This is a genomic window from Prosthecobacter sp., assembly GCF_044236155.1.
Lineage (GTDB): Bacteria > Verrucomicrobiota > Verrucomicrobiia > Verrucomicrobiales > Verrucomicrobiaceae > Prosthecobacter.
In genome coordinates this window covers 86,710-107,126 of sequence record NZ_JBIIHA010000011.1, presented here as the reverse complement: position 1 = coordinate 107,126, position 20,417 = coordinate 86,710, and the positions used below count along the sequence as shown (strand labels likewise).

Here is a 20,417-nt window from a genome sequence, read left to right as displayed (position 1 = left end):
TCTATTCACCCCCTCCCGTGCTGACAAGACGTGATTTGAGCATCAAAACACGCCAGCCGCTTTCCGTCCCACCCAAAACACACCCAACAGCACCACCAGCAGCCCCGCCCATGCCGGATGCGCCCACAGCGGCAGGCGGCGTTCTTGAAAAGCGGCTTCGGGAATCGCAGCGATGGCATCGACGATGCTTTGCGGCTTCGTCGCGTCCAAAACTTCTCCTTTGGTGAACTGGGCGATCTCACGCAGCACGTCGATCCGTGCTGGCTGGCCGCGTTTTTCGCGGCTGGTGCCTTGAATTGAGATTTTCGTCTCCAAACTCGATCCCGCTTCCGCGCAGCTCAGCATCACGCGATGCTCGCCAGGCTCGTTGGGCGTGAAAGTGCCATTGAACAGGCCCCAGGCTTCTTCTCCAGCCGGTAGCAGCCGCAAGCTCGATACCTTGCCGCTCGGCGCTTCGATTTGCGCGATGACCGCGCCCTCGCGCAGCGGTTCGCCAGTGAGGCTCATGACGTTGGCATTCAGCGTGAGCACATCTCCGGTGCGGGGGCGATCCGGCGAGTAAAAGAGGCGCATCTTGTCGCCGCTGCTCATGTTGCGCTGGTAGGCCATCCAGCGCACCACCTGGCCCCAGAAGCGGTAGTGATACTTGTCCTCCACGCCTTTGCGCCAGCGCCACGCGCCATCGGTGCCCATGAAGAGGATTTTGCCCGCGCCGTAGGTCTTCGTGACGATCAACGGCAGGCGGCCGTATTGATTCGACTCGCTGCCATGCGTGGCGAGCACCTCGCTGCCTGCTTTCGCTCGCAAGGCGGGCGCATACCACTGAAAGCCCGGCAGCGTGCTCCACACACGGGCGCTTGCCTCGTCGGTGTCTTCGAGCTTGGTCAAAAGGCTGCGCATGCCGGCCTCGGTGAGCGCGAACTTGCCCGGCGAGCTCGATCCCCAGCCGCGCGGCTGCGCGGCATCCCAAATCACCGGCAGCAAATCGGCGAGAGGCGTTTCTTGCAGTGACGCCTGGAAGCCGTGGAAGCCGGGCATGAAGACGAGGCCGCCTGCTTGGTCACGCACGAGCTTTTGCAGCGCGGTGCAGTGTTCCGCGGTGAGTTGTCCTTTCTGCACGCCGACATCGCCGAGGAAGATCACGTCGAACTTCGTCAATTCCTCGTCCTTCGGGAACTTGTCGAGGTAGCCACGGCCCGCTGCCATTTTGCCGAGACCGGGATGCAGCAGCAGGCAGTTCACCTCCACGCCGGGATCGCGTTCGAGCGCATTGCGAAGGTAACGATACTCCCAGCGAGGGAAGGATTCGATCACGAGCACCTTGAGCTGCTCCTTGCGCACGCTGAGCGGCGCTTCCTGCGTGTTGTTTTCGGGATAGCGCTCATTAGGCGTCTTCGGGATCGTCAGCGTGAGCTTCACGTCGCCCGGTTTCTCCGGTTTCCATGCGATGGCATCCTGATAACGGCTCATCGCAGGCAGTGTGACTTCCTTCGTGATGATCTCGCCGCTCGTCGATTTCATTTCGAGCACGACGACCTCGTCACGCGGCAACGAGCTGTCGATGACGAAGGGAATGCGCAGCGGTTTCCCCGCCACGGCGAAGGTCGGCACGTCGAAGCTGCTCAATTCGACATCCGGCAGCCGTGTCTCCGCGCCGACGGGCACCGCAAACACCGGCACCTCACGCATGCGCAGCCGCGTGGCGGCCTGGGAAGGCGGCTGGCCGAGATTCCAATCGCCATCGCTGATCAAAACGACCGATTTGAGGTTCGGCTGCTTCTCCAGCACGCCGAGCAGGGCCGTGTGAATGTCCGTGCCATCGGTGGTGGCAGGCGAAAAGGGTTCGATGACCACATCCATGCGCTCTTTGAGCTTCGACCAGAGTTTTTCGTCGATCAGCGGCTTTACGAGTTCCTCGCGTGCGATCGCTTCCTGACCGCGAATCACATCCTTCGTGCTCATCGAGCCCGAAACGTCTGCCAGCACGGCCAAAACCGGCCTCGTCTGCGGCTTGAAGGTCTCCAGCCACTCCGGCTGCAGCAGCGTGATCGCAATGCCGACCGCGATGATCACCCGCAGCAACTCCAGCCATCCCATGATTGGTCGCCACCCGCTTCGACGCCAGGCCATGAACGCCAGTCCCGCCACCGCCACGACAAACGCCACACCGACGGCGAACGCGGTCGGAGTCGGGTTGAAGACGAGTTGGCTGGTGGTGGGCTGCATCAAGGATTCACGGTTTGAACTTCACGCTTCGCCGGCATGCACAGCAGCGCCTCACCAAGAAGCGCAATCGCCATCAGGAACAGGAAGGTGCGCCACACTTCGCTCGCGAGGCTGCTTTCGTCTTCAACGCGGTCTTCGATGATTTGGTGATCGAGTCCGGCGAAAAGCTCTCCGAGAGCCGTTTTGCCGAGGAAATCCGGCGCATCCTCCCGCAGTGGCCGATTCAGCGCGACGAGCTTTTCGCCGCTTTCGGCGATTCCGGCTCGCAGAGGCATTTCGGTGCTCAAAACGGCCTCGCCGCGTCTTTTCCATTCACCGGTACCGAGCGCATTGACTCCGGCTTCACGCTGTTGAGCTTTGCCGAGGCCTTTGGAGCCGTCTTGAAGGGCACGATGAAGCATCGCGAACATCACGACGCCATCGCGGGCCAAAGTGGACGCTCCAGAGCCGGGAAGGGTGCCGAGGAACCAGATTTGGTTTTCGCCGGTGGTGTTTGCGCGCATGAGCAGCAGCTGGTTTTCGCCGAGACGTGCGAGTGGCGTGCCTTCGCCGAGGATGTCGCAGCGGCGCTGCACTTCGAGATCGCCGAGTGGCAGCGCGGTGCCGCTGCGGGTGTTCGCGAGCAGGCCGGCGTCGTTGCGCCACCAGCTCACGGCGGCCGGTTTGCTGTCGCCGCTCCAGGCTCCCCATTGCAGACCGGCGAAGGCATTTGCGTCCGGCGACTCCGGCGGCAAAAACAGCACGCATCGCGCATTCGCGAGCTGTTTGGCGATGAGATCGCCCTCCTTCGGCAGCGGCGCGTGCCACACGATGAGCGCGGTGTCGTCCCACGCGATCTCGGCGGCACGCGAGGGCGGCAGCACGGTGCAGGCGTATTTGCGTGTGGGATCAGCGGCGGCTTCGAGCGCGGCCTGCAGCGGTGTGAAGGTGGCCTCGTCGTCGCTGACGATCACGCTGCGCAGCACGGGCGGCTCGGCGAAGACGAAGTGGAAGACGTTGTCGCTCGGCGCGGCATCGGCGGGCAATTCGACGCGGCCATGGCCCTGCTTCATCGTTTTGGCGATGGGGATGGCGTGCGCCTGCAACACGAACTGCGAGTCCTTCATCTCGGCTTTGAAGGTCGTGCTGACATCGCCCACGACGAAGCGCAGCGGCAGTTCGAGCGGCTCCTTGGCCGAATCCGCCCGCGTGACGCGGACATCGAGCAGCAGTTCGGCTTTTTCGGCCGTTTCGCGTCGCGTGACGCGCTCGACGGCGATGCTCAAATTCTGCGCGGCGGACTGTGCGTAGGTCAAGAGATGAAAGCGCACGCCTTTGAGGCTGGCGAAGCCGCTGCGCAGGGCCTGCCAGCGTCCGCCGCCGGCATCCCAATCGCTTTGACGCAGGTCGCTGAGCACCCACACGTCGGTGCGGCCGGTTTGATTCGTGGCGATGTAGTCGAGGGCGCTTTGTAGCAGCGCGGGCACGTCCGCGCTCGTGTCCGTGGGGCCGGTGATCGGCAGATCGGTCAGTGATTCCGGCTTTTCCAGCGCCTGCGGCTGAAGATGCGCGTTCTCGATGAGCACGAGCTTCGAGCGCGTGCCCACGGTGTCGCGGAGCGCCTGCGAAAGCTTCGCGAGGCCCGCCGTGCGCTTACTGGTGCCGGTGGAGAGGTTTTGCTGCTCCATGCTCGCCGAACGGTCCAGCAGCACGATCACCGTGTCCGGCACACCGCCCGTCAGCCCGAGCAAACCGCCCGCCATCGGCCGCGTGATCACAAACAAGATCGCCGCCACCGCCAGCACGCGAAACGCGAGAATCAAAACCTGCCGCAGCCGCGACAATCCCTTGTTCATCCGCTGCGCCATCCTCAGAAACATCATCGCCGCCCACTTCACCTGCCGCCGCCGATACAGGTGGATCAAATGAATGACCACCGGCAACGCCGCGAGCGGCAGGGCAAAGAGCAGCGCTGGGACGAGGAAGGTCATAGTGAATCGTTTGGTTCGAAGAGTTTTTCCTCAACTAGCGATTCCTCGGCCGTAAACTTGCGTGTGGAGCGCCATTCCCAAGCGATCAACGCCAAAACGAAAACCAGAAGAAGGCTATTAGCGGTAGGCCAGGGAGCATTTTCGTTTCCAGATGCCCAAGCCAAGCCACCTTGGGTTACTTGTGCTAATTGCGGTAGAAGAAGAATATAAAGCAGAGCGCTCCCTGAAGTTTTTCTTCTGTGCCATACCATTATGGCGCACAGGACGGCTCCCAGCATATAAATTGAGCCGCCTTCAATCCAACCCACATGGCGAGGGTTGTCCCAGGCTGTTGTGACTTCAAAGTAGCCAAGGTAGAAGTAGCCAAGGCAGATGCCTAACTCCAGGATGGAAAATCTGCCTTTGGATGATTGTCGAAACTCCCTGTTGCGCCGTAAAACTTGTTTTAGCATCACCGGCCTCCTTTCTCTCTCGTCAGCGTCGTGGAGTGCTGTGGCAGAGGGACAAGGCCCAGTCTTACCCCGGCGACACCGCTGTCGTTGGCTGGTTGAGCTTTCGACTGCCTGGAGACGCTCGACAGCGGCGTCGCCGATGCCGGGAGGCCCCGGCATCTCTGCCGCCGCACTCCACGACGCTGACGCGAATAGCGGAGCGGCAGGGCAAAGAGAAGCGCTGGGACGAGGAAGGTCATGGTGTCAACTGGCTGTGAGACGATGAAGTTGACGATGCGCGGCAACCCCATCCGAGCATCACTCGAATAGCAAGCGTCACCGCCAGCACAGGCAGCGATAGAAACATGGCCGCCAAAGTCAGTCCCATACACAAGTCCACAAAATCCCACGACCAGAACGCGGCGATGATCGACCAAGCTGGTTCTGTCGAGAAGCCACCTGGACAACCTGGCATGTTAACTGGCGCAATCAGCAACGAAGCCGTGAAGGCATATACCCAACGCAAAACTTTAGACTTCGAGATCCACGGGAAAAAACAGAAAAGGGCAGCAAAGCAAACGGCCAGTGGTAGGCCCCATTTTAACATGGTGTCGAGCGAACTCATCACCGGCCTCCTTTCTTCTGCACGCGGCTGAGGAGGAACTTCACGAGCACGTCGTCGTATTTCTCGTGCAGCTTCACGCGGTGGTAGTCGATGGCGGTGGTGCGGATTAGGTCGTCGATTTCGTGCATGTATTGCTTCACGGCTTCGCGGTAGTTGCGGGCAATGAGGCTGGGGTCGGCTAGGAGGGCTTCGCCGCCTTCGAGGTCGATGAAGCGGGCGGGGCGGTCGAAATCGAAGTCGAGTTCCTTCTGATCGAGCAGGTGGAAGACGGCGACATCGTGCTTGCGGAAGCGGAGGTGCTGAATGGCCGTTTTGAGCTCGGCGGGAGGGACAAAAAGGTCGCTGAAGATGACGACGAGGGCTCGCTGGCGGATTTTTTCGGCGGCGTCGTGCAGGGCGGTGAGCAGCGTGGTATCACCAACGGGCTGGATGGAGCCCATTTGGTCCAAAACGAGGCCGAGATGGCTCGCGCCGCGTTTCGCGGGGATTTCGACGGGTTTTTCCGCGAGCGACCAAAGGCCAACGGCGTCGCCCTGCTGCGCGGCGAGGTAGCCGAGCGTGCCAGCGAGTTTTTTGGCGTAGTCGAAGCGTGTGGCTCCGGCGGGGCCGAAGCTCATGCTGCCGCTCGTGTCGATGAGCAGGCAGAGGCGGAGGTTGGTGTCTGCTTCGAATTCTTTGATGTAAAAGCGATCGCTGCGGCCCCAGGTTCGCCAGTCGAGGCGGCGCGTGTCGTCGCCAGGGACGTATTTGCGGTATTGAGCGAATTCGAGGGAGGAGCCGCGAACGGGACTGCGATGCTTGCCGGAGACGCTGCCGAGCATGGCTTGACGGGCGTTGAGGGGTAGGGCCATGAGGCGGCTGAGGACCGCAGGCTCTAAAAAGGATCGTGAATTCTCAGCCATGTTCGTAGCCTCCTAGTTTCGTCCTCGTCCTCCTACTCGAACTCGTCCTCGATTCTGCGGCTCTCGATACACCCGGCACATCATCGAACCGATCCACCAGCTTCGTCAGCATGCTCACGATTCTCGCCAGCCTCGCTTTTCCTTCCTCGACTCGCTTCGCTAAACAAGCCCGTTTCGCAACGAGCGCATCAAGACAAGCTGCGCACTCGGTGGCTGAGCCTCGGGCATCGTCGAAAAACCGTGCGCGGAGCTGACTGACACGTTTGCCATTGCCTTCGGCGGTGTTGAGAAGGGTGGAAAGACTGGCGCGGTCGAGTTGATCGAGAGTTTCGGCGAGACGAGCGCCTTTGATGTCGCGAAGTTCTTCAAAGAGATCCGTGAGCCACGCGATGACAGAGAGCTCGAGTTGGTAAACATCGAGCTTTTCGTGGTCGAATAGGGTGATGGGCATGGCGAGGGAGGAAGAACGAGGTCTGGGAAGGGATAGGAAGGGCGGTTCGGAACGCGAGGAGGATTGGAGCGGATGGATCGAGGACGAGTTCGAGTAGGAGGACGAGGACGAACGAATGCGGCTACGCCTTCGCCAGTTCCTCGACGAGCCTCTTCGCCACATCCCTGCTGCTCACACCATCGCTCTCCGCTGTGAATGTCGTCATCACGCGATGCCTCAGCACCGGCTCCGCGACTTCCATCACATCCTCAAGCCGCACCATATAGCTGCCATTGAGGGCGGCCCGCGCTTTGGCACCGAGGATCAAATACTGAACGGCACGAGGACCGGCTCCCCAACTGACGAGTGGCTTCAGCCACGCAGGAGCCTCACTGCTCGCGGGACGTGTCTTTCTCGCGAGATCGACGGCGAATTCGTAGATGTGATCCGGCACGGGCACGCGACGCACGAGATCCTGAAACGCCAAAACTTTGGCCCCATCCATGATGTGCTCGAGTTGGGGCAGGCGCTGGCCGGTGGTGCTTTTGGCGATGGCGATTTCCTCGTCGCGGCTGGGGTAATCGACACCGATCATGAACATGAAACGGTCGAGCTGGGCTTCGGGGAGCGGATAGGTGCCTTCTTGCTCGATGGGGTTCTGCGTAGCGAGCACGAAGAACGGGCTGTCGAGCGTGTAGGTGCGGCCGGCGACGGTGACTTTGTGCTCTTGCATGGCTTCGAGCATGGCGGCCTGGGTTTTGGCGGGGGCGCGGTTGATTTCGTCGGCGAGGACGATGTTCGCGAAGACGGGGCCTTTGGCGAATTCGAAGGCGCGTTTGCCGCCGGGCAGTTCCTGCAAAATATCGGTGCCGGTGATGTCCATGGGCATCAAATCGGGCGTGAACTGGATACGGCTGAAGCTCAGGCTCATCGTTTCGGCGAGGCGGGAGATGAGCAGTGTCTTGGCGAGGCCGGGCACGCCCATGAGCAGGGCGTGCCCGCGAGCAAAGAGGCAGATGGCGAGCTGTTCGACGACTTTGTCCTGGCCGACGATAATCTTTTTCAGCTCGGTGCTGAGTTTCACATACACTTGGCGAAGCTCATCAATGGCGGCGACGTCATCTTTCGGAAGCGGGGAGTTGGACATGGTGATTTTTTGAGATGCACGCGCATGCCACCAGAAATCCGAGGCTCTGACAAGTGCGCGCTGTGTAAATTAACTGTCAACGCCTTGGAAAATTGGGATTGATTATCCAAGGAGCGTCTGAACGTGCGCGGTGACGGCACTGGCGAGGCCCTGAAGGTTGTAGCCGCCTTCCAAAACGGAGACGAGGCGGCCTTGGCAGTGGCTTTTGGCGGATTCGAGCAGGAGCTTGGTCAGCGTGACGAAATCGTCGTCGGTGAGGCGGAACTGGCCGAGGGGATCTTCGATGCGGGAGTCGAAACCGGCGGAGATGAGGATCAGATCCGGTTTGAACGCGTCGATGGCGGGCAGGAGGCGGTCGGTGAAGGCGGCGCGGATGTTCTGCATGCCGGTGCGGGCAGGGAAGGGGCAGTTGATGGTGCAGTTTTTGCCTTTGCCGACACCGGTTTCGTTCGCGTGGCCGGTGAAGGGGTAGAGAGGGCTCTGATGGCTGCTGAAGAACAGCACGCTACCGTCCTCATAAAAGATGTCCTGCGTGCCGTTGCCGTGATGCACGTCCCAATCGACGATGGCGACCTTCTGCACGCCATGCTGCTTCTGTGCCTGACGGGCGGCGATGGCGATGTTGTTGAAGAGGCAGAAGCCCATGCCTTGAGCGGGTCGCGCATGATGTCCGGGCGGTCGCACGGCACAGAAGGCGTTCTTCGCTTTGCCGGCGAACACGGCATCGACCGCGTTCAAGACGCCGCCGACGGCTTGAACCGCCACATCGTATGATTTCGGGCAGATCGAAGTGTCGCCGGTGCTGAGGTCGTCGAAACCGGCTTCGATATCGTGTTTCGCGGTCTCGATGTATTTGCGGTCGTGGCAGAGCGCGATTTCATCGAGCGTGGCCGCACGCGGCGTGATGGGCTGCGTTTTGGCGACAATGCCGGCGTCGGTGAGCGCCTGCGTGATCGCGACGTGACGCTGGATGCTTTCCGGGTGTCCGGGGCCGGTGTCGTGCTGCTGGTAGATGGGATCGAGAAGAAGTGCCGTCATATGACATGAACCCGGAATTTGAACAAAAGATAACGGAGTTAACGGAGGATTTTCTGATCTTCGTTTCCTCTGTTATCTCCTGTTCAAAAGAGGCCTGGTTTGCCAATTCAATTTGGCTTCATGGTAAGCCGCCCTGTTGTGCCCTTGTCATCGTTTCGCGAAGAAGTCGGCGAGTTTCTTCAGGTCGTTGCCTTCGGCGGGCTTCATGGCACTGTTGATGGCCTCGTCCTGGATGGCGACGAGCTCTTTGATGCCTTTGCGGCCGTATTCGAGCATGGAGTGGAGCTGCGCCTCGGTGAAGGTGGATTCTTCACCGCTGCCTTGGATTTCGACGAATTCGCCGTGCTCGGTGAGCACGATGTTGCTGTCCACATCGGCGGCGGCGTCTTCGGTGTAGCAGAGGTCGAGCAGCGTTTCGCCTTTGAGGATGCCGACGCTGACGGCGGCGATCTTTTTCTCGAGCGGCTGGCGGGTGATCTTGCCTTTTTCAAGGAGACGATTGAAGGCGATGGAGACAGCGATGCAGGCGCCGGTGATCGCGGCGGTGCGGGTGCCGCCGTCGGCCTGAAGCACGTCGCAATCGACGCAGAGCGTGCGGGCGCCGAGGAGTTCGAGATCAACGACGGCACGCAGACTGCGGCCGATGAGGCGTTGGATCTCGGTGCTGCGTCCGTCGGGCTTGCCACGGGAGCTTTCACGCTCTTTGCGCTCGAGCGTGGAATACGGAAGCATCGAGTATTCGGCGGTGAGCCAGCCGCCTTTGACATTTTGAACCTTCATCCAGCGCGGAACTTCCTCGTTGATGCACGCAGTGCAGATGACGCGGGTGTTGCCAAAGGCGATGAGGACGGAACCCGCGGCGTGCGGGGCGACGTCGAGGACGTATTCGATTTTGCGTAGCTGGTCGGGGTTGCGGCCGTCGGTTCTGGGCATGGGCGTGCTTAGCACGGAGCGCGGAGGGGCCAAACAAATTTGTGCGGGAGCTTACAAAGCGCCGGATGAACGTGATTGAACATCGCGAGCAGGCTCTTTTCCAAATGACAAACTTAACTGGCATTTGATATGCTTGTTACCGCTGACAGCACCCAATTGATCACCATGACGCGCTTCCCACGCCCTGGCTGCTGGTTCCGTTTCACCCCGACGGACTGGAATTTTATCCGCGACACACTGGCCCACGACGAGCGCGGACGAGAAGGCTTCAATGCGATGATCGACGATCCCGACGCGGTGCCGATCATTCTCGACAATGACAAGCTCTTCGATGCCGCCATCATCTCCCGCAAAGCGGCGCTGCTCTCGCCCGAGCTGTTTTTCTTCATCGTGGTGCGGCATTCGCTGAAGGAGTTTGGCATCACGGAGATCGCGGTGGCGGACTACATGGCGGTGGTGTGCGCGGACTTCGGCTGCACGCCGACCAAGGGGCCGGAGGAGATCAACCACAGCATCGACAGCCTCTACAGCGTCGATTACCTGGAGGCGATCGAGAATGCGAGCCGGCATCACAAGTTCTTCCTGCATGTGCAGTGCGCGAACCAGTTCCTCGTGCTGACCTGCCTGTATCCCGACTTCTTGCATCGTCGGGCCGAGCGTCGAGGCGCGCCGGATGTGGATTACTACGAGCAGGTGGTGGTGAGCCACCTCGATTCCGCCCGCAAGCATGTGCTGGCGGAGGAATTCGCGCTGGAGGAGACGTTTGAAAAAGTGGCGGAGAGCTTCCCGCCGGCAAGGCGGGCGATGAACCACACGGTGCGCGAGTATTTGAGCCTGGGGCAGTGAGCCGTATGCGGGCATCGGGAACGAAAGACCACGGCGCTTGGAGGACCAAGCTCCCTACCTTTTCGCGAGCAGACGTTCCACCAGCTTCGGCAGTTCGATGGCCGCAGGGCCGACGATGTGCTCGTGAAACTGGCGGGAGATGGCCGTGGATTCGAGATTCATCTCGATGAGGTGACAATTCGGCCGTTCGGCGGCGATTTGAGCGAAGCCGGCGGCAGGATAGACGACGCCGGAGGTGCCGATGCAGAGAAAGAGGTCTGCCCGTTTCAGCGCGGCGAGGATCACGTCCATTTCGAACGGAAACTCGCCGAACCACACGATGTGCGGACGCATGCCGCCGATCTCACCGCAGGCACGGCAGCGCGTGCCGGAGGCGAGGTCTTGCGTCCATGACATGACCGCGCCGCAGCCTTCGCAGCGGGCTTTGCGCAGTTCGCCGTGCATGTGGATGAGCTTTTCGCTGCCCGCACGTTCGTGCAGGTCATCCACGTTCTGCGTGACGAGCAGGAAACGGCCGCGCCATTCGCTTTCGAGCCTGGCGAGCGCCAGATGACCGGCGTTTGGCTCCACGTGGTTCAACGCGGCACGACGCAGGTTGTAAAAGCGATGAACGAGGTCGGGATCGCGGGCGAAGCCTCCGGGTGATGCCACGTCTTCGATGCGGTGGCCCTCCCACAAGCCGTCCACCCCGCGGAAGGTGGGCACGCCGGATTCGGCGGACATGCCGGCTCCGGTCAGGATGACAATGCTGGCGTCCGGTTGGATCATGCGGAGGGTGGCTGTGTGATTTTTTCGCGCGCGGCATCCAGCTTGGCGCGTGCTTCGGTCAGTTGCTCCTCGAGATCGTTGATCTTCTGCTCCAAGGCGGCGCAGTATTTCGCGGGATCGCGTTTATGCAGCCGCTCGACGAGGTTGAAGAGCAGCGCCAGCCGCCAGAGGCGCGACCAAAGGCCGCGGAGGCGGTAGGCGCGCAGCAGTTTGCCGGCGCGGATCATGCGCGCGAGGCGGAACGCGGTAAGCACACGCAGGAAGGCCGCGAGCGGCAGCAGGATGATGACGAGGTTGATCCAGTTCTGGAGGCAGTAGGCCAGCTTGTTCGGCGCGGCGGTCACCATCCACAAAAACTCGACCGTGAAGCCGATCCAGATCACGCAGGTGGTCAGGTGCGTGGCCAGCGCCATGTGCGGGTGATTTTCCAGCGTCTCGCCGCCGGTCAGTTCCGCGCCGAGCACGGGCAGCACGAGCAGCGTGAGGATGACCATCGGCAGCGCGAGTTTTTGCTCGAGTTTTTCCGACATCTCCTCGCCTGCGGGCCTCCACCCGGCTCCTGGCAGCCAGAACCAGCCGAGTGGCTTGCTGCTGGCGGTCACCATCCGCAGCGGCGGCACGAGCGCCGTGAGCAGGAAGCGCCGCAGCCGGCCCTTCCAGGTGTCCGCGCTGGAAAAAAGCCCGGCCAGACCCTCCACGACCACGATGCCCCACAAGCCGCCGAGCAGCGGCCGGAAACCCGGGTGACGAATGAGCCACTCGCGGAAAGCGTCGCCGCTGTCGCCATGCGGAAGCACGAGGCCCATGGTGCAGAGGAAAGCGAGCGAAACCGCGAGCATCAGGCCGTGGCGGAGGCCGCCTCCACGCGGAGCCGTGTCATGGGACGGGACGTTGCTCATGCGCCGCATGTTAGAGACGCCTCAGCGTTTGCAAAGCGCCCGCTTTCCCCCATCTTCGCGCCCCTTTTATGCCCGAACTCGAGAAGACCTACACGCCAGCCGACGTCGAAGCCCGCTGGTATCAGCGCTGGCTGGATGACAAATGCTTTGAAGCCGATCCCGCTCGTGTGAGCGAGAAGCGCCCGGCTTACTCCATCGTCATCCCGCCGCCGAACGTCACGGGCATCCTCACGCTCGGCCATGTGCTGAATAACACCATCCAGGACATCCTCGCCCGCCGCGCCCGCATGTTGGGGAAAGAAGTGCTCTGGCTGCCCGGCACCGACCACGCCGGCATCGCCACGCAAAACGTCGTCGAGAAGACGCTGAAAAAGCAGGGTGTCATCAAGCACCGCGACGATCTGGGCCGCGAAGGCCTCGTGGCGAAGATCTGGGAGTGGAAGGAAAAGCACGGCGGCATCATCATCGAGCAGCTCAAGAAACTCGGCGCCTCCTGCGACTGGAGCCGCGAGCGCTTCACCTTTGACGACGACTACAACTCCTGCGTCATGCGCGTGTTTGTCGATCTCTACAAAAAGGGCCTCATCTACCGTGGCAAGCGCATGGTGAACTGGTGCCCGTCCTCCCTGACCGCGCTCAGCGATGAGGAGGTCGTCATGAAGGCGCAAAACGCCATCATGTATCACTTCAAAGTCGAAGTTGTCGAGGAACCCGGCACCTGGCTCACCATCGCCACCACGCGTCCCGAAGTCATCCCGGGCGACCAAGCCATCGCCGTGAATCCGAAGGATGAACGCTATGCGCATCTCATCGGCAAACACGTCCGCCGTCCGCTGCCGGTCGAAGATCAGGCGCTGCTGCCGATCATCGCCGATGAGCACGTTGATTTCACTTTCGGCACCGGCGTGTTGAAGGTCACGCCCGCGCATGACAAGGCCGACTTCGAGATCGCGCAGCGTCACAACCTGCCTGCCGTCGATGTCATGCATCCGAACGGCGTGCTCAACGAACTCGCTGGCAAGGACCTCGCTGGCATGGAGCGCTTCGCCGCCCGCAAACGGGCCGCCGAGCTGCTCGCGGAGATTGGGAGCCTCGTCAAAGAGGAGCCCTATCAGAACAACCTCGGCTACTCCGAGCGTGCCGACGTGCCCATCGAGAGCCGCTTGAGCGAGCAGTGGTTCCTCAAATACCCGAGCGTGAAGGAAAGCCAGGCCGTCGTGGCCAATGGCGAGATGAAATTCCACCCCGACCGCTGGGCGAAGGTCTATGACCACTGGATGACTGGCCTGCAGGACTGGTGCATCAGCCGCCAGGTGTGGTGGGGGCATCGGATTCCGGTGTGGTATCGCAAAGGGTCCGACAAGTCCGACGCGTCTGACTCGTCCGACATCTACTGCGGCGTCGAACCTCCGGCCGATCCCGAAAACTGGGAACAAGACCCCGACGTCCTCGACACCTGGTTCAGCTCCTGGCTGTGGCCGTTTGCCACGATGGGATGGCCGGAGAAGACCTCCACGTTGAAGGCCTTCTACCCCACAACCGATCTCGTCACGGGGCCGGACATCATCTTCTTCTGGGTCGCCCGCATGATCATGGCGGGCTTCGAGTGGATGGGCGAGCTGCCGTTCAAGAACGTCTATTTCACCGGCATCATCCGCGACAAGCAGGGACGCAAAATGTCCAAATCGCTCGGCAATTCGCCCGATCCGCTGGAGCTGATCGCGAGCTACAGCGCGGATGCGTTGCGCTTCGGCATCATGCGCAGTGCGCCGCTGGGTCAGGACATCTGCTTCGACGAAAAGAACGTCGAACTCGGCCGCAACTTCTGCACCAAGCTCTGGAACGCCGCCCGCTTCCGCCAGATGCAAGGCGGCGAGGTCGAGACCGAGATCAGCGCCGCCCTGCTCAGCAGCGACGACAAATGGATCCTCCTGCGCCTCAACACCGCCATCGCCGAAGTCAGCACCGCTTTGGAAGAATACCGCTTCAGCGACGCTACCGCGACGCTCTACCGCTTCTTCTGGAGCGAGTACTGCGACTGGTACATCGAGGCCAGCAAAGCCGTGCTCCAAGGCAGCGATGAGAAGCGCAAAGCAAACACCCTCGCCGTCATCGACTTCGTGCTCGGTCACACGCTGCGCCTGTTCCATCCCTTCATGCCCTTCATCACCGAGGAGCTGTGGCACGGCATGGGCTTCAACGCCGACCTTCCCGACAACCAAGGCGGCAAGAGCATCATGTTCGCCGTTTGGCCGAAGCCGCTCGACGCGGACGAACTCGCCCACTTCGGCATCCTTCCCGAAGACGAGCAGGCCGCGAACGACAAATACAAGGCTGTGGAGCTTGGCCGCGGATTGAAGAGCACCTTCAACATCAACAAGAAGGTGCGTTTCGTGCTCAAACCAGCCTCCGAGCTGCCTGCGCACGAAATCGAGGTCCTGCGCATCCTTCTCAATGCGGAGCCACTGGAGGTCGATGCGGCCTTCCAGCCGAAAAAAGGCACTCCAGCGGCTCTGACGCCGCTCGGAACGATCTTCCTGCCGCTCGACGGTTTGATCGATGTCGAGGCCGAACGTGCGCGCATCGGCAAGGAACTTGCCAAAGTGGACAGCGAACTCGAAAAAGTCCGCGCCAAGCTGGCCGACACCAACTTCACCTCCAAGGTGCCGCAGAAGGTTCTTGATGAGCACAAGCAACGCGAGACCGACTGGATCGAGAAGAAGGCAAAGCTCGAAGAGATGATGAAAGCCATGAGCTGAAGCAGGTGGGAGAGCGCCTGCCTGCTTAGAGCGGGCGTTTTTGTGCCCACAGCTTCCTTGCATTCCCGCGCATGCGGTGAACCATCCGCGCCCTATGTCGAAAGTCACCCTCGGCCTGGTGCAGAGCCGGGCCTTTTCCAGCAAGGACGAAAGTCTCCGCGAGCACATCCGCCTCATCCGCGACGCGGCTTCGCGTGGCGCGCAAATCGTGTGCCTGCAGGAGCTTTTCAACACGCCCTACTTCTGCATCACGCAGGACACGGAGCTGTTTAACCTCGCGGAGGCCGTGCCAGGACCCACGACGGACGTTTTGGCCCCGCTGGCGAAGGAACTGGGCGTGGTGATCATCGTGCCGCTCTTCGAAAAGCGCGGCCCCGGGCTCTACCACAACACCGCGGCCGTGATCGACGCGGATGGCGCCGTTTTGGGCAAATACCGCAAGATGCACATCCCGCAGGACCCGGGCTTCGAAGAGAAGTTTTACTTCACGCCCGGCGACCTCGGCTACCGCGTGTGGGACACGAAATTTGGCCGCATCGGCGTGCTGATCTGCTGGGACCAGTGGTATCCCGAGGCCGCGAGAATGACAGCGCTCATGGGCGCGGAGATTTTGTTCTACCCGACGGCCATCGGCTGGCTGCCGAGTGAAAAAGCGGCCCTGGGCAAGGCTCAGCATTGCGCCTGGGAGACCGTGCAACGTGGTCATGCGGTGGCGAACGGCTGCTTCCTGGCCGCAGTGAACCGCGTGGGCACCGAGCAGCAGAGCGAATTCTGGGGGCAGAGCTTTGTGGCGAATCCGTATGGAGAAATCGTTGCAAAGGCCTCCGTGAGCGATGAAGAGATTTTGATCGTTCCGTGTGATTTGCAGGCCGTGGAGGATTTTCGCCGCATCTGGCCGTTTTTCCGTGATCGCCGCATTGACACCTACGCTCCCCTGACCAAACGCTACCTTGATGAGCAAAGCTAATTATCCGCAGAACTATCGTCTCCCCGCCGAATTCGAGCCGCAGGAGGCGATCTGGCTTTCGTGGCCCTCCAACAAGGAGAGCTGCCCGAAGACCTTCCACAAGCTGCAGGACAAGTTCGGCGAGATCGCCAGCGTCATCAGCCGCTACGAACGCGTGCGCATCAACGCCCCGATGCTCAGCCACATGAACATCCGCCTCAGCATCGCCGACAACGAGGGCGATCTGAGCCAGGTGGACATTTACGAGCACAACACGAATGACGTGTGGTGCCGCGACCACGGCCCGATCTTCATCAAGCACAACGAGACGGGGAAGGTGGCGATCACCGACTGGGAATTCAACGCCTGGGGCGGCAAGTTCCCGCCGTGGGACCTCGACAACGCCATCCCTGAAAAAGCGGCCAAAGTGCTGAACATGGAGCGCTTTACCTCGAAGATGATCCTCGAAGGCGGTGCCATCGAAACCAATGGCAAAGGCACGCTGCTCACCACCGAGTCCGTTTTGCTCAATCCGAACCGCCATGGCGGCAAACCCGGCAACAAGGCTGAGGTCGAGAAGGAGCTGAAGGCCATGCTCGGCGTCAAAGACATCGTCTGGTTCAAGAAAGGCATCGAAGGCGACGACACCGACGGTCACATTGATGACATCGTGCGCTTCATCCGCGAAGACGCTGTCATCTGCATGATCGAGCCGCGTGATTCCGACCCGAACCACAAGGTGCTGAAGGAAATCCGCGAGCGTCTCGACGACGTGAAGGCTCCCGACGGCGGCAAGCTTGAGATCATCGAGATCGAAATGCCCCAGGCCATCGAAATGAAAGACTGGCGCCTGAACCGACTGCCCGCCAGCTACGCGAACTTCCTGATCCTGAACAACGCCGTGCTAGTCCCCCTCTTCGGCAACAAGAAGAAGGACGCCGCCGCCGAGGACAAGATCGCCGAGTGCTTCCCCGGCCGCGAAATCATCTCCATGATGGCCAAGGACCTCGTCACCGAAGGCGGTGCACTACATTGCATCGCGATGCACCAGCCGAAGTGACCGGGTTGAGTTCCAGGAGGGCTTGAAAGTTAGGTGGTCTGCAAAAATACCGTCTAATTTTGAGACTGAGTAAATCCGCTTGGAAATAAACACGCCGGTGTTTCTAAAACCTTACTTGGTGCGGTTGCCACGTCAGGTAGCCTCGGCCTTCTATGGTGGGTCTATTCAATCGCGCTTTCTTCATTCAATGCAGGGCTTTGGGTGCTGCAGCGGCCGCATGTCTGATCTCAGGCTGCGCCCTGCCGGATTCCGCGTTTCAAAACTACGCCGGAGCCAGCCGTCTTCAGCAATGGACGAACGTGCTGGATGCCATCAGCGGCGGCAGCGTGAGGCGTGCGGAAAGCGCCGGTCGCGGGCCGCTCTACAATGGCGCGGTTTCGATGAACGTGCCGACGCAGTCGTCCTCCATCAACGACATCGCCCGTTTATTCGCCGGCATGGACGGCGGCGGACTCTCGAACATTCGCGGCTCCTCCGCCTGGGCTTCGCACAAACTGCGGATGGACAATCTGTGGGCCACGCATCAGAACAATCATCGTGCGCCGCTGCTCGCCTGGGCGGGGAATGAGATCGGCGATGTGCAGGCTGCGAACGCGTTGTTTTACCCGTTCAGCGGCCCGGATTTCCTGTTTGCCTGCGCGATCTGCCCGGGCGCTGAAACCTACGTGCTCTGTGGCCTCGAGCCTGCCGAGCCGCTGCCGCGTCTGGACAGCCTCTCGCAGGGGGAGATCGAGCGCGGCCTCTACGGGCTGCACAACTCGGTCTCCACCATCATGACGAGCAGCTATTTCATCACCACGGACATGAAAAACGATCTCGTGGCCACGCGGTTTCGCGGCGTGCTGCCCATCATCCTGGCCTTCATGGCCCGCACGGGACACACGGTGGATTCGGTCGATACGGTGCGTCTGGACGGTGCCGGGAACGTCACACTGGCCGGGTCATCGGGGAACACCGGCCTCATGATCCGCTGCCACAGCGGATTTGGCAGCCCGAAGCGCGTGTTTTACTTCCGCCAGGACCTCGCGAACGGTGGCGGCAGCGGCCCGCTGCTCGCTTATGTCTCGCGTCTGGGCCGCATTCCGGCCTTCACAAAAAGCGCGTCCTACCTCATGCATGACGGCGGGTTCTCAAACATCCGCGAGTTTTTGCTGCGGCACAGCAGCGCCATCGTCCAGGATCCCTCGGGCGTGCCTTATCGTGAGTTCAATCGCCACAACTGGGACTTGTGGCTCTACGGCCACCATCGCGGCACGCTGGGCATCTTCTCCGGCTGCCAGCAGCCGGATCTGACCGCCGCCTATTCATCTGGGCGTCATCCGGTGAAACCGTTGAACTTTGGCATCGGCTACCTCATGAATCCTGAGACAACCTGCCTCATGGTCGGGAGGCCGCGGCGCTGAGAAACCCGGACTTTTGGTTGACGCCCCGTGGTCCTCGGCTAGTATCGCGGCCCCTTTCCCCCGAACCCTCTTCATCTTATGGCAAAAGTTTGCGAAATCACCGGCGTTGGCGTCACCCGCGGCCACCACATCCATCGTAGCGGTAAAGCCAAGAAAGAAGGCGGTATCGGCCGTCACATCACGAAGCGCGTGAAGCGCGTCATCCTGCCGAACCTGCGTGCGAAGCGCATCTTCGTGCCGGAGCTCGGCAAGTTCGTCGAGGTAAAGCTCACCGCGCGTGCCCTCAAGACCGTGAACAAAAACGGTGCTTATGTGACGCTGAAGAAAGCCGGCCTGATCTGACCGTTGCTCTTCAAAAGTAGTTTTTTCACAAGGCGGACTCGGAAACGGGTCCGCTTTTTCTTATTTCACCGGGATGCTCACGCTACCGCGAATTCCCACGCCGGGGACCACAGGAGGTGGATTGGGCGCCGCCAGTCCGGGCACCACGCCGAAGGCTCCGAGTTGCGGAACGGCTGGATGACTGAAGCCCCCGGGATTGTAGTAGCCCAAAGTCGGGCTGTAATGAATGCCTGGCCCGGTGAAGAAAAAACCGCCGCTTTGCGGCACATAGATGCCTCCGCTGCCAGCACCGATGGTGGCGATGCCTACATTGTCCCAACCGCGAATCCCCGGGGCCTTGCCATGGCCGTGCCATGAGGGATCTCCCCATCCTGGCGCCGCGAAACCAACCGCAGGCACGGGGCCGGTGTAGTAACCGGCGGGTTGCTGCACGACAATCACCTGCGGTGCCTGGGAGAAGCGCTTGATCTCAGCCAGCCGCGCCGCATGACGCAGTTCAGCGGCTCGTTCCGCCTTCCGTTGGCGTTCATTCGCTTTTTCCTCGCGTTCCTGCTCCCGCGCCTTTTGCAGATCGGCAGCCGCCTTCGCGCTATAGCCAAGTTCGGTTCGTGTGGCCTCCGGCAGATCGCTGAAGAGCACGCGGGCTGTGCCTTTCTGGTGTGTGAACGCAACGCCTTCAGCGTCCCGCTGCACGATTTTGCAGCGCTGATAAGTCTTCCCGTGAATCGTTTCGATCACGGCCACTTCGAGCGATGGTGCGGCTGCGGCCATGGCCGCTGTCAGCAGGATGAGTGCGGAGAGGAGCGTTTTCATCGGCTGGGACTCAGTTGAACGCGGAAGCTGCTGTTTGGCGAGCTTTTTATGCTTCGCAAAACCGAAGCAATGCCTCACGGAAACAGCCTGATCTCGCCGCCGAAAGGCGTGACGCCCACGCCGACACGGAATCCGCCGCCCACATTCCACGAACGAAAAATCGTGGGACTCACATACGCCCCCACCGGCGCATACCCGTAACCGAAATAAGGGAAGCCGTAACCATAACCATACACCGGATAAGAATAGCCGCCGCCGTAGCAGCCGAAGGGATAACCGCTCCATGACGAACCGCGGCGGTAAGCGCTGCCACCCAGCGCAGGCCCCGTGATGGCCGTCCCCACCCACGAGGGTGTCTGGTAACCCAGAACCAGCAGCTTCTCGCCAGGAAGAGCCAGCGACATCGCGGGACTTGCGGGCGTGGTGGCGGCTACGCGAGCCACTGCCGCGAAATAACCCGCCTCCGCCATCCGTGCCTCGGCCAGCTTCTCCTCCATGGCGATCTCGTGCAGCTTGGCGCGTTTTCTCTCTTCCTCCCGTTGTGCCGCCTGCTCGCGTTGATACTCCGCCTCTTTTCGCGGATCGTAGCGGAACTCCTGCCGCAGTTTCTCCGGCAGATCCTTGAAGGCGATCTTCGCCGCGCCCTCGCGGTGCGTGAAGCCGACGCCATCCGGGTAAATGCGCGTGATTTTGCACTCAAAGAACGACTTGCCGGCCTTGGTGGTGATGGTGCCGTAGTTTTTCGGCCCACCGAAAGCCGGCATCACGGCCAGCAGCAGGACGAGGAGCAGAGCGGATCGTTTCATGAGAAGACCTCCGGGAATCAATGGCACTTATGACAACGGCGGGCGGGCCGTCGTTGCATCGGATTCAAGCGCT

19 protein-coding genes are annotated in these 20,417 nt (G+C 61.2%); 7 read left to right on the top strand and 12 right to left on the bottom strand.

The window, feature by feature from the left end:
- Positions 1 to 42: 42 nt before the first annotated feature.
- The 3 genes from ACILSE_RS11755 to ACILSE_RS11745 are packed head-to-tail and all read right to left on the bottom strand — an operon-like array spanning position 43 to position 4,648.
- Entirely contained in the window at positions 43 to 2,226 is a 2,184-nt protein-coding gene (locus tag ACILSE_RS11755; RefSeq protein ID WP_395717587.1) for a hypothetical protein, read from the bottom strand.
- On the bottom strand, positions 2,226 to 4,196 hold the full coding sequence (locus ACILSE_RS11750) for a BatA domain-containing protein (RefSeq protein ID WP_395717586.1): 1,971 nt from the start codon (positions 4,194 to 4,196) through the stop codon (positions 2,226 to 2,228). Before ACILSE_RS11750 ends, ACILSE_RS11755 begins: the two co-directional genes overlap by 1 nt.
- The gene (locus ACILSE_RS11745) at positions 4,193 to 4,648 is read right to left on the bottom strand and encodes a hypothetical protein (protein ID WP_395717585.1); all 456 of its coding nucleotides are present in this window, start codon (positions 4,646 to 4,648) and stop codon (positions 4,193 to 4,195) included. Before ACILSE_RS11745 ends, ACILSE_RS11750 begins: the two co-directional genes overlap by 4 nt.
- A 344-nt stretch (positions 4,649 to 4,992) precedes the next feature.
- Between ACILSE_RS11745 and ACILSE_RS11740 the strand changes: the two genes are divergently transcribed.
- Complete coding sequence (locus tag ACILSE_RS11740; protein WP_395717584.1) at positions 4,993 to 5,283, top strand: hypothetical protein; 291 nt, start codon at positions 4,993 to 4,995, stop codon at positions 5,281 to 5,283.
- Here ACILSE_RS11740 and ACILSE_RS11735 read toward each other — a convergent pair.
- The 5 genes from ACILSE_RS11735 to rph form a co-directional block, all read right to left on the bottom strand.
- Positions 5,252 to 6,103 (bottom strand): DUF58 domain-containing protein, encoded by an 852-nt coding sequence (locus ACILSE_RS11735; RefSeq protein ID WP_395717583.1) that lies wholly within the window; start codon positions 6,101 to 6,103, stop codon positions 5,252 to 5,254. The genes ACILSE_RS11740 and ACILSE_RS11735 overlap by 32 nt on opposite strands.
- 43 nt (positions 6,104 to 6,146) lie before the next feature.
- Positions 6,147 to 6,605, bottom strand: a complete 459-nt coding sequence (locus tag ACILSE_RS11730; protein WP_395717582.1) for a four helix bundle protein — start codon at positions 6,603 to 6,605, stop codon at positions 6,147 to 6,149.
- A 121-nt stretch (positions 6,606 to 6,726) separates the two neighbouring features.
- On the bottom strand, positions 6,727 to 7,731 hold the full coding sequence (locus ACILSE_RS11725; RefSeq protein WP_395717581.1) for an AAA family ATPase: 1,005 nt from the start codon (positions 7,729 to 7,731) through the stop codon (positions 6,727 to 6,729).
- Positions 7,732 to 7,833: 102 nt separating this feature from the next.
- Positions 7,834 to 8,769, bottom strand: a complete 936-nt coding sequence (locus ACILSE_RS11720; RefSeq protein ID WP_395717580.1) for a histone deacetylase — start codon at positions 8,767 to 8,769, stop codon at positions 7,834 to 7,836.
- Positions 8,770 to 8,916: 147 nt separating this feature from the next.
- Positions 8,917 to 9,702 (bottom strand): ribonuclease PH, encoded by a 786-nt coding sequence (gene rph, locus ACILSE_RS11715; protein WP_395717579.1) that lies wholly within the window; start codon positions 9,700 to 9,702, stop codon positions 8,917 to 8,919.
- 165 nt (positions 9,703 to 9,867) lie between these two features.
- Between rph and ACILSE_RS11710 the strand changes: the two genes are divergently transcribed.
- A complete protein-coding gene (locus ACILSE_RS11710; protein ID WP_395717578.1) occupies positions 9,868 to 10,548 on the top strand; it encodes a hypothetical protein in 681 nt (226 codons plus the stop codon).
- A 54-nt stretch (positions 10,549 to 10,602) separates the two neighbouring features.
- On the opposite strand, the gene ACILSE_RS11705 is transcribed toward ACILSE_RS11710, so the two are convergent.
- Complete coding sequence (locus tag ACILSE_RS11705) at positions 10,603 to 11,316, bottom strand: NAD-dependent deacylase (protein WP_395717577.1); 714 nt, start codon at positions 11,314 to 11,316, stop codon at positions 10,603 to 10,605.
- Positions 11,313 to 12,215 carry a hypothetical protein gene (locus tag ACILSE_RS11700; protein ID WP_395717576.1) on the bottom strand — a complete coding sequence of 301 codons (903 nt, stop codon included), beginning with the start codon at positions 12,213 to 12,215 and terminating at the stop codon, positions 11,313 to 11,315. Before ACILSE_RS11700 ends, ACILSE_RS11705 begins: the two co-directional genes overlap by 4 nt.
- A gap of 68 nt (positions 12,216 to 12,283) precedes the next feature.
- Here ACILSE_RS11700 and ACILSE_RS11695 point away from each other — a divergent pair, with 68 nt between their 5' ends.
- From ACILSE_RS11695 to rpmB, 5 genes are all read left to right on the top strand, one after another.
- A complete protein-coding gene (locus ACILSE_RS11695; protein WP_395717575.1) occupies positions 12,284 to 14,974 on the top strand; it encodes a valine--tRNA ligase in 2,691 nt (896 codons plus the stop codon).
- 94 nt (positions 14,975 to 15,068) lie between these two features.
- Positions 15,069 to 15,941: a carbon-nitrogen hydrolase gene (locus ACILSE_RS11690; protein ID WP_395717574.1), complete on the top strand. Its 873-nt coding sequence runs from the start codon at positions 15,069 to 15,071 to the stop codon at positions 15,939 to 15,941.
- Positions 15,928 to 16,980: an agmatine/peptidylarginine deiminase gene (locus ACILSE_RS11685; protein WP_395717573.1), complete on the top strand. Its 1,053-nt coding sequence runs from the start codon at positions 15,928 to 15,930 to the stop codon at positions 16,978 to 16,980. The genes ACILSE_RS11690 and ACILSE_RS11685 overlap by 14 nt, the downstream gene beginning before the upstream one ends.
- 152 nt (positions 16,981 to 17,132) lie before the next feature.
- Positions 17,133 to 18,383, top strand: a complete 1,251-nt coding sequence (locus ACILSE_RS11680) for a hypothetical protein (protein ID WP_395717572.1) — start codon at positions 17,133 to 17,135, stop codon at positions 18,381 to 18,383.
- 78 nt (positions 18,384 to 18,461) lie between these two features.
- Positions 18,462 to 18,725: a 50S ribosomal protein L28 gene (rpmB, locus tag ACILSE_RS11675; protein ID WP_395717571.1), complete on the top strand. Its 264-nt coding sequence runs from the start codon at positions 18,462 to 18,464 to the stop codon at positions 18,723 to 18,725.
- A gap of 60 nt (positions 18,726 to 18,785) precedes the next feature.
- On the opposite strand, the gene ACILSE_RS11670 is transcribed toward rpmB, so the two are convergent.
- Positions 18,786 to 19,538 carry a hypothetical protein gene (locus ACILSE_RS11670; RefSeq protein ID WP_395717570.1) on the bottom strand — a complete coding sequence of 251 codons (753 nt, stop codon included), beginning with the start codon at positions 19,536 to 19,538 and terminating at the stop codon, positions 18,786 to 18,788.
- Between the two features lie 74 nt (positions 19,539 to 19,612).
- Positions 19,613 to 20,344: a hypothetical protein gene (locus ACILSE_RS11665; protein ID WP_395717569.1), complete on the bottom strand. Its 732-nt coding sequence runs from the start codon at positions 20,342 to 20,344 to the stop codon at positions 19,613 to 19,615.
- Positions 20,345 to 20,417 lie beyond the last annotated feature (73 nt).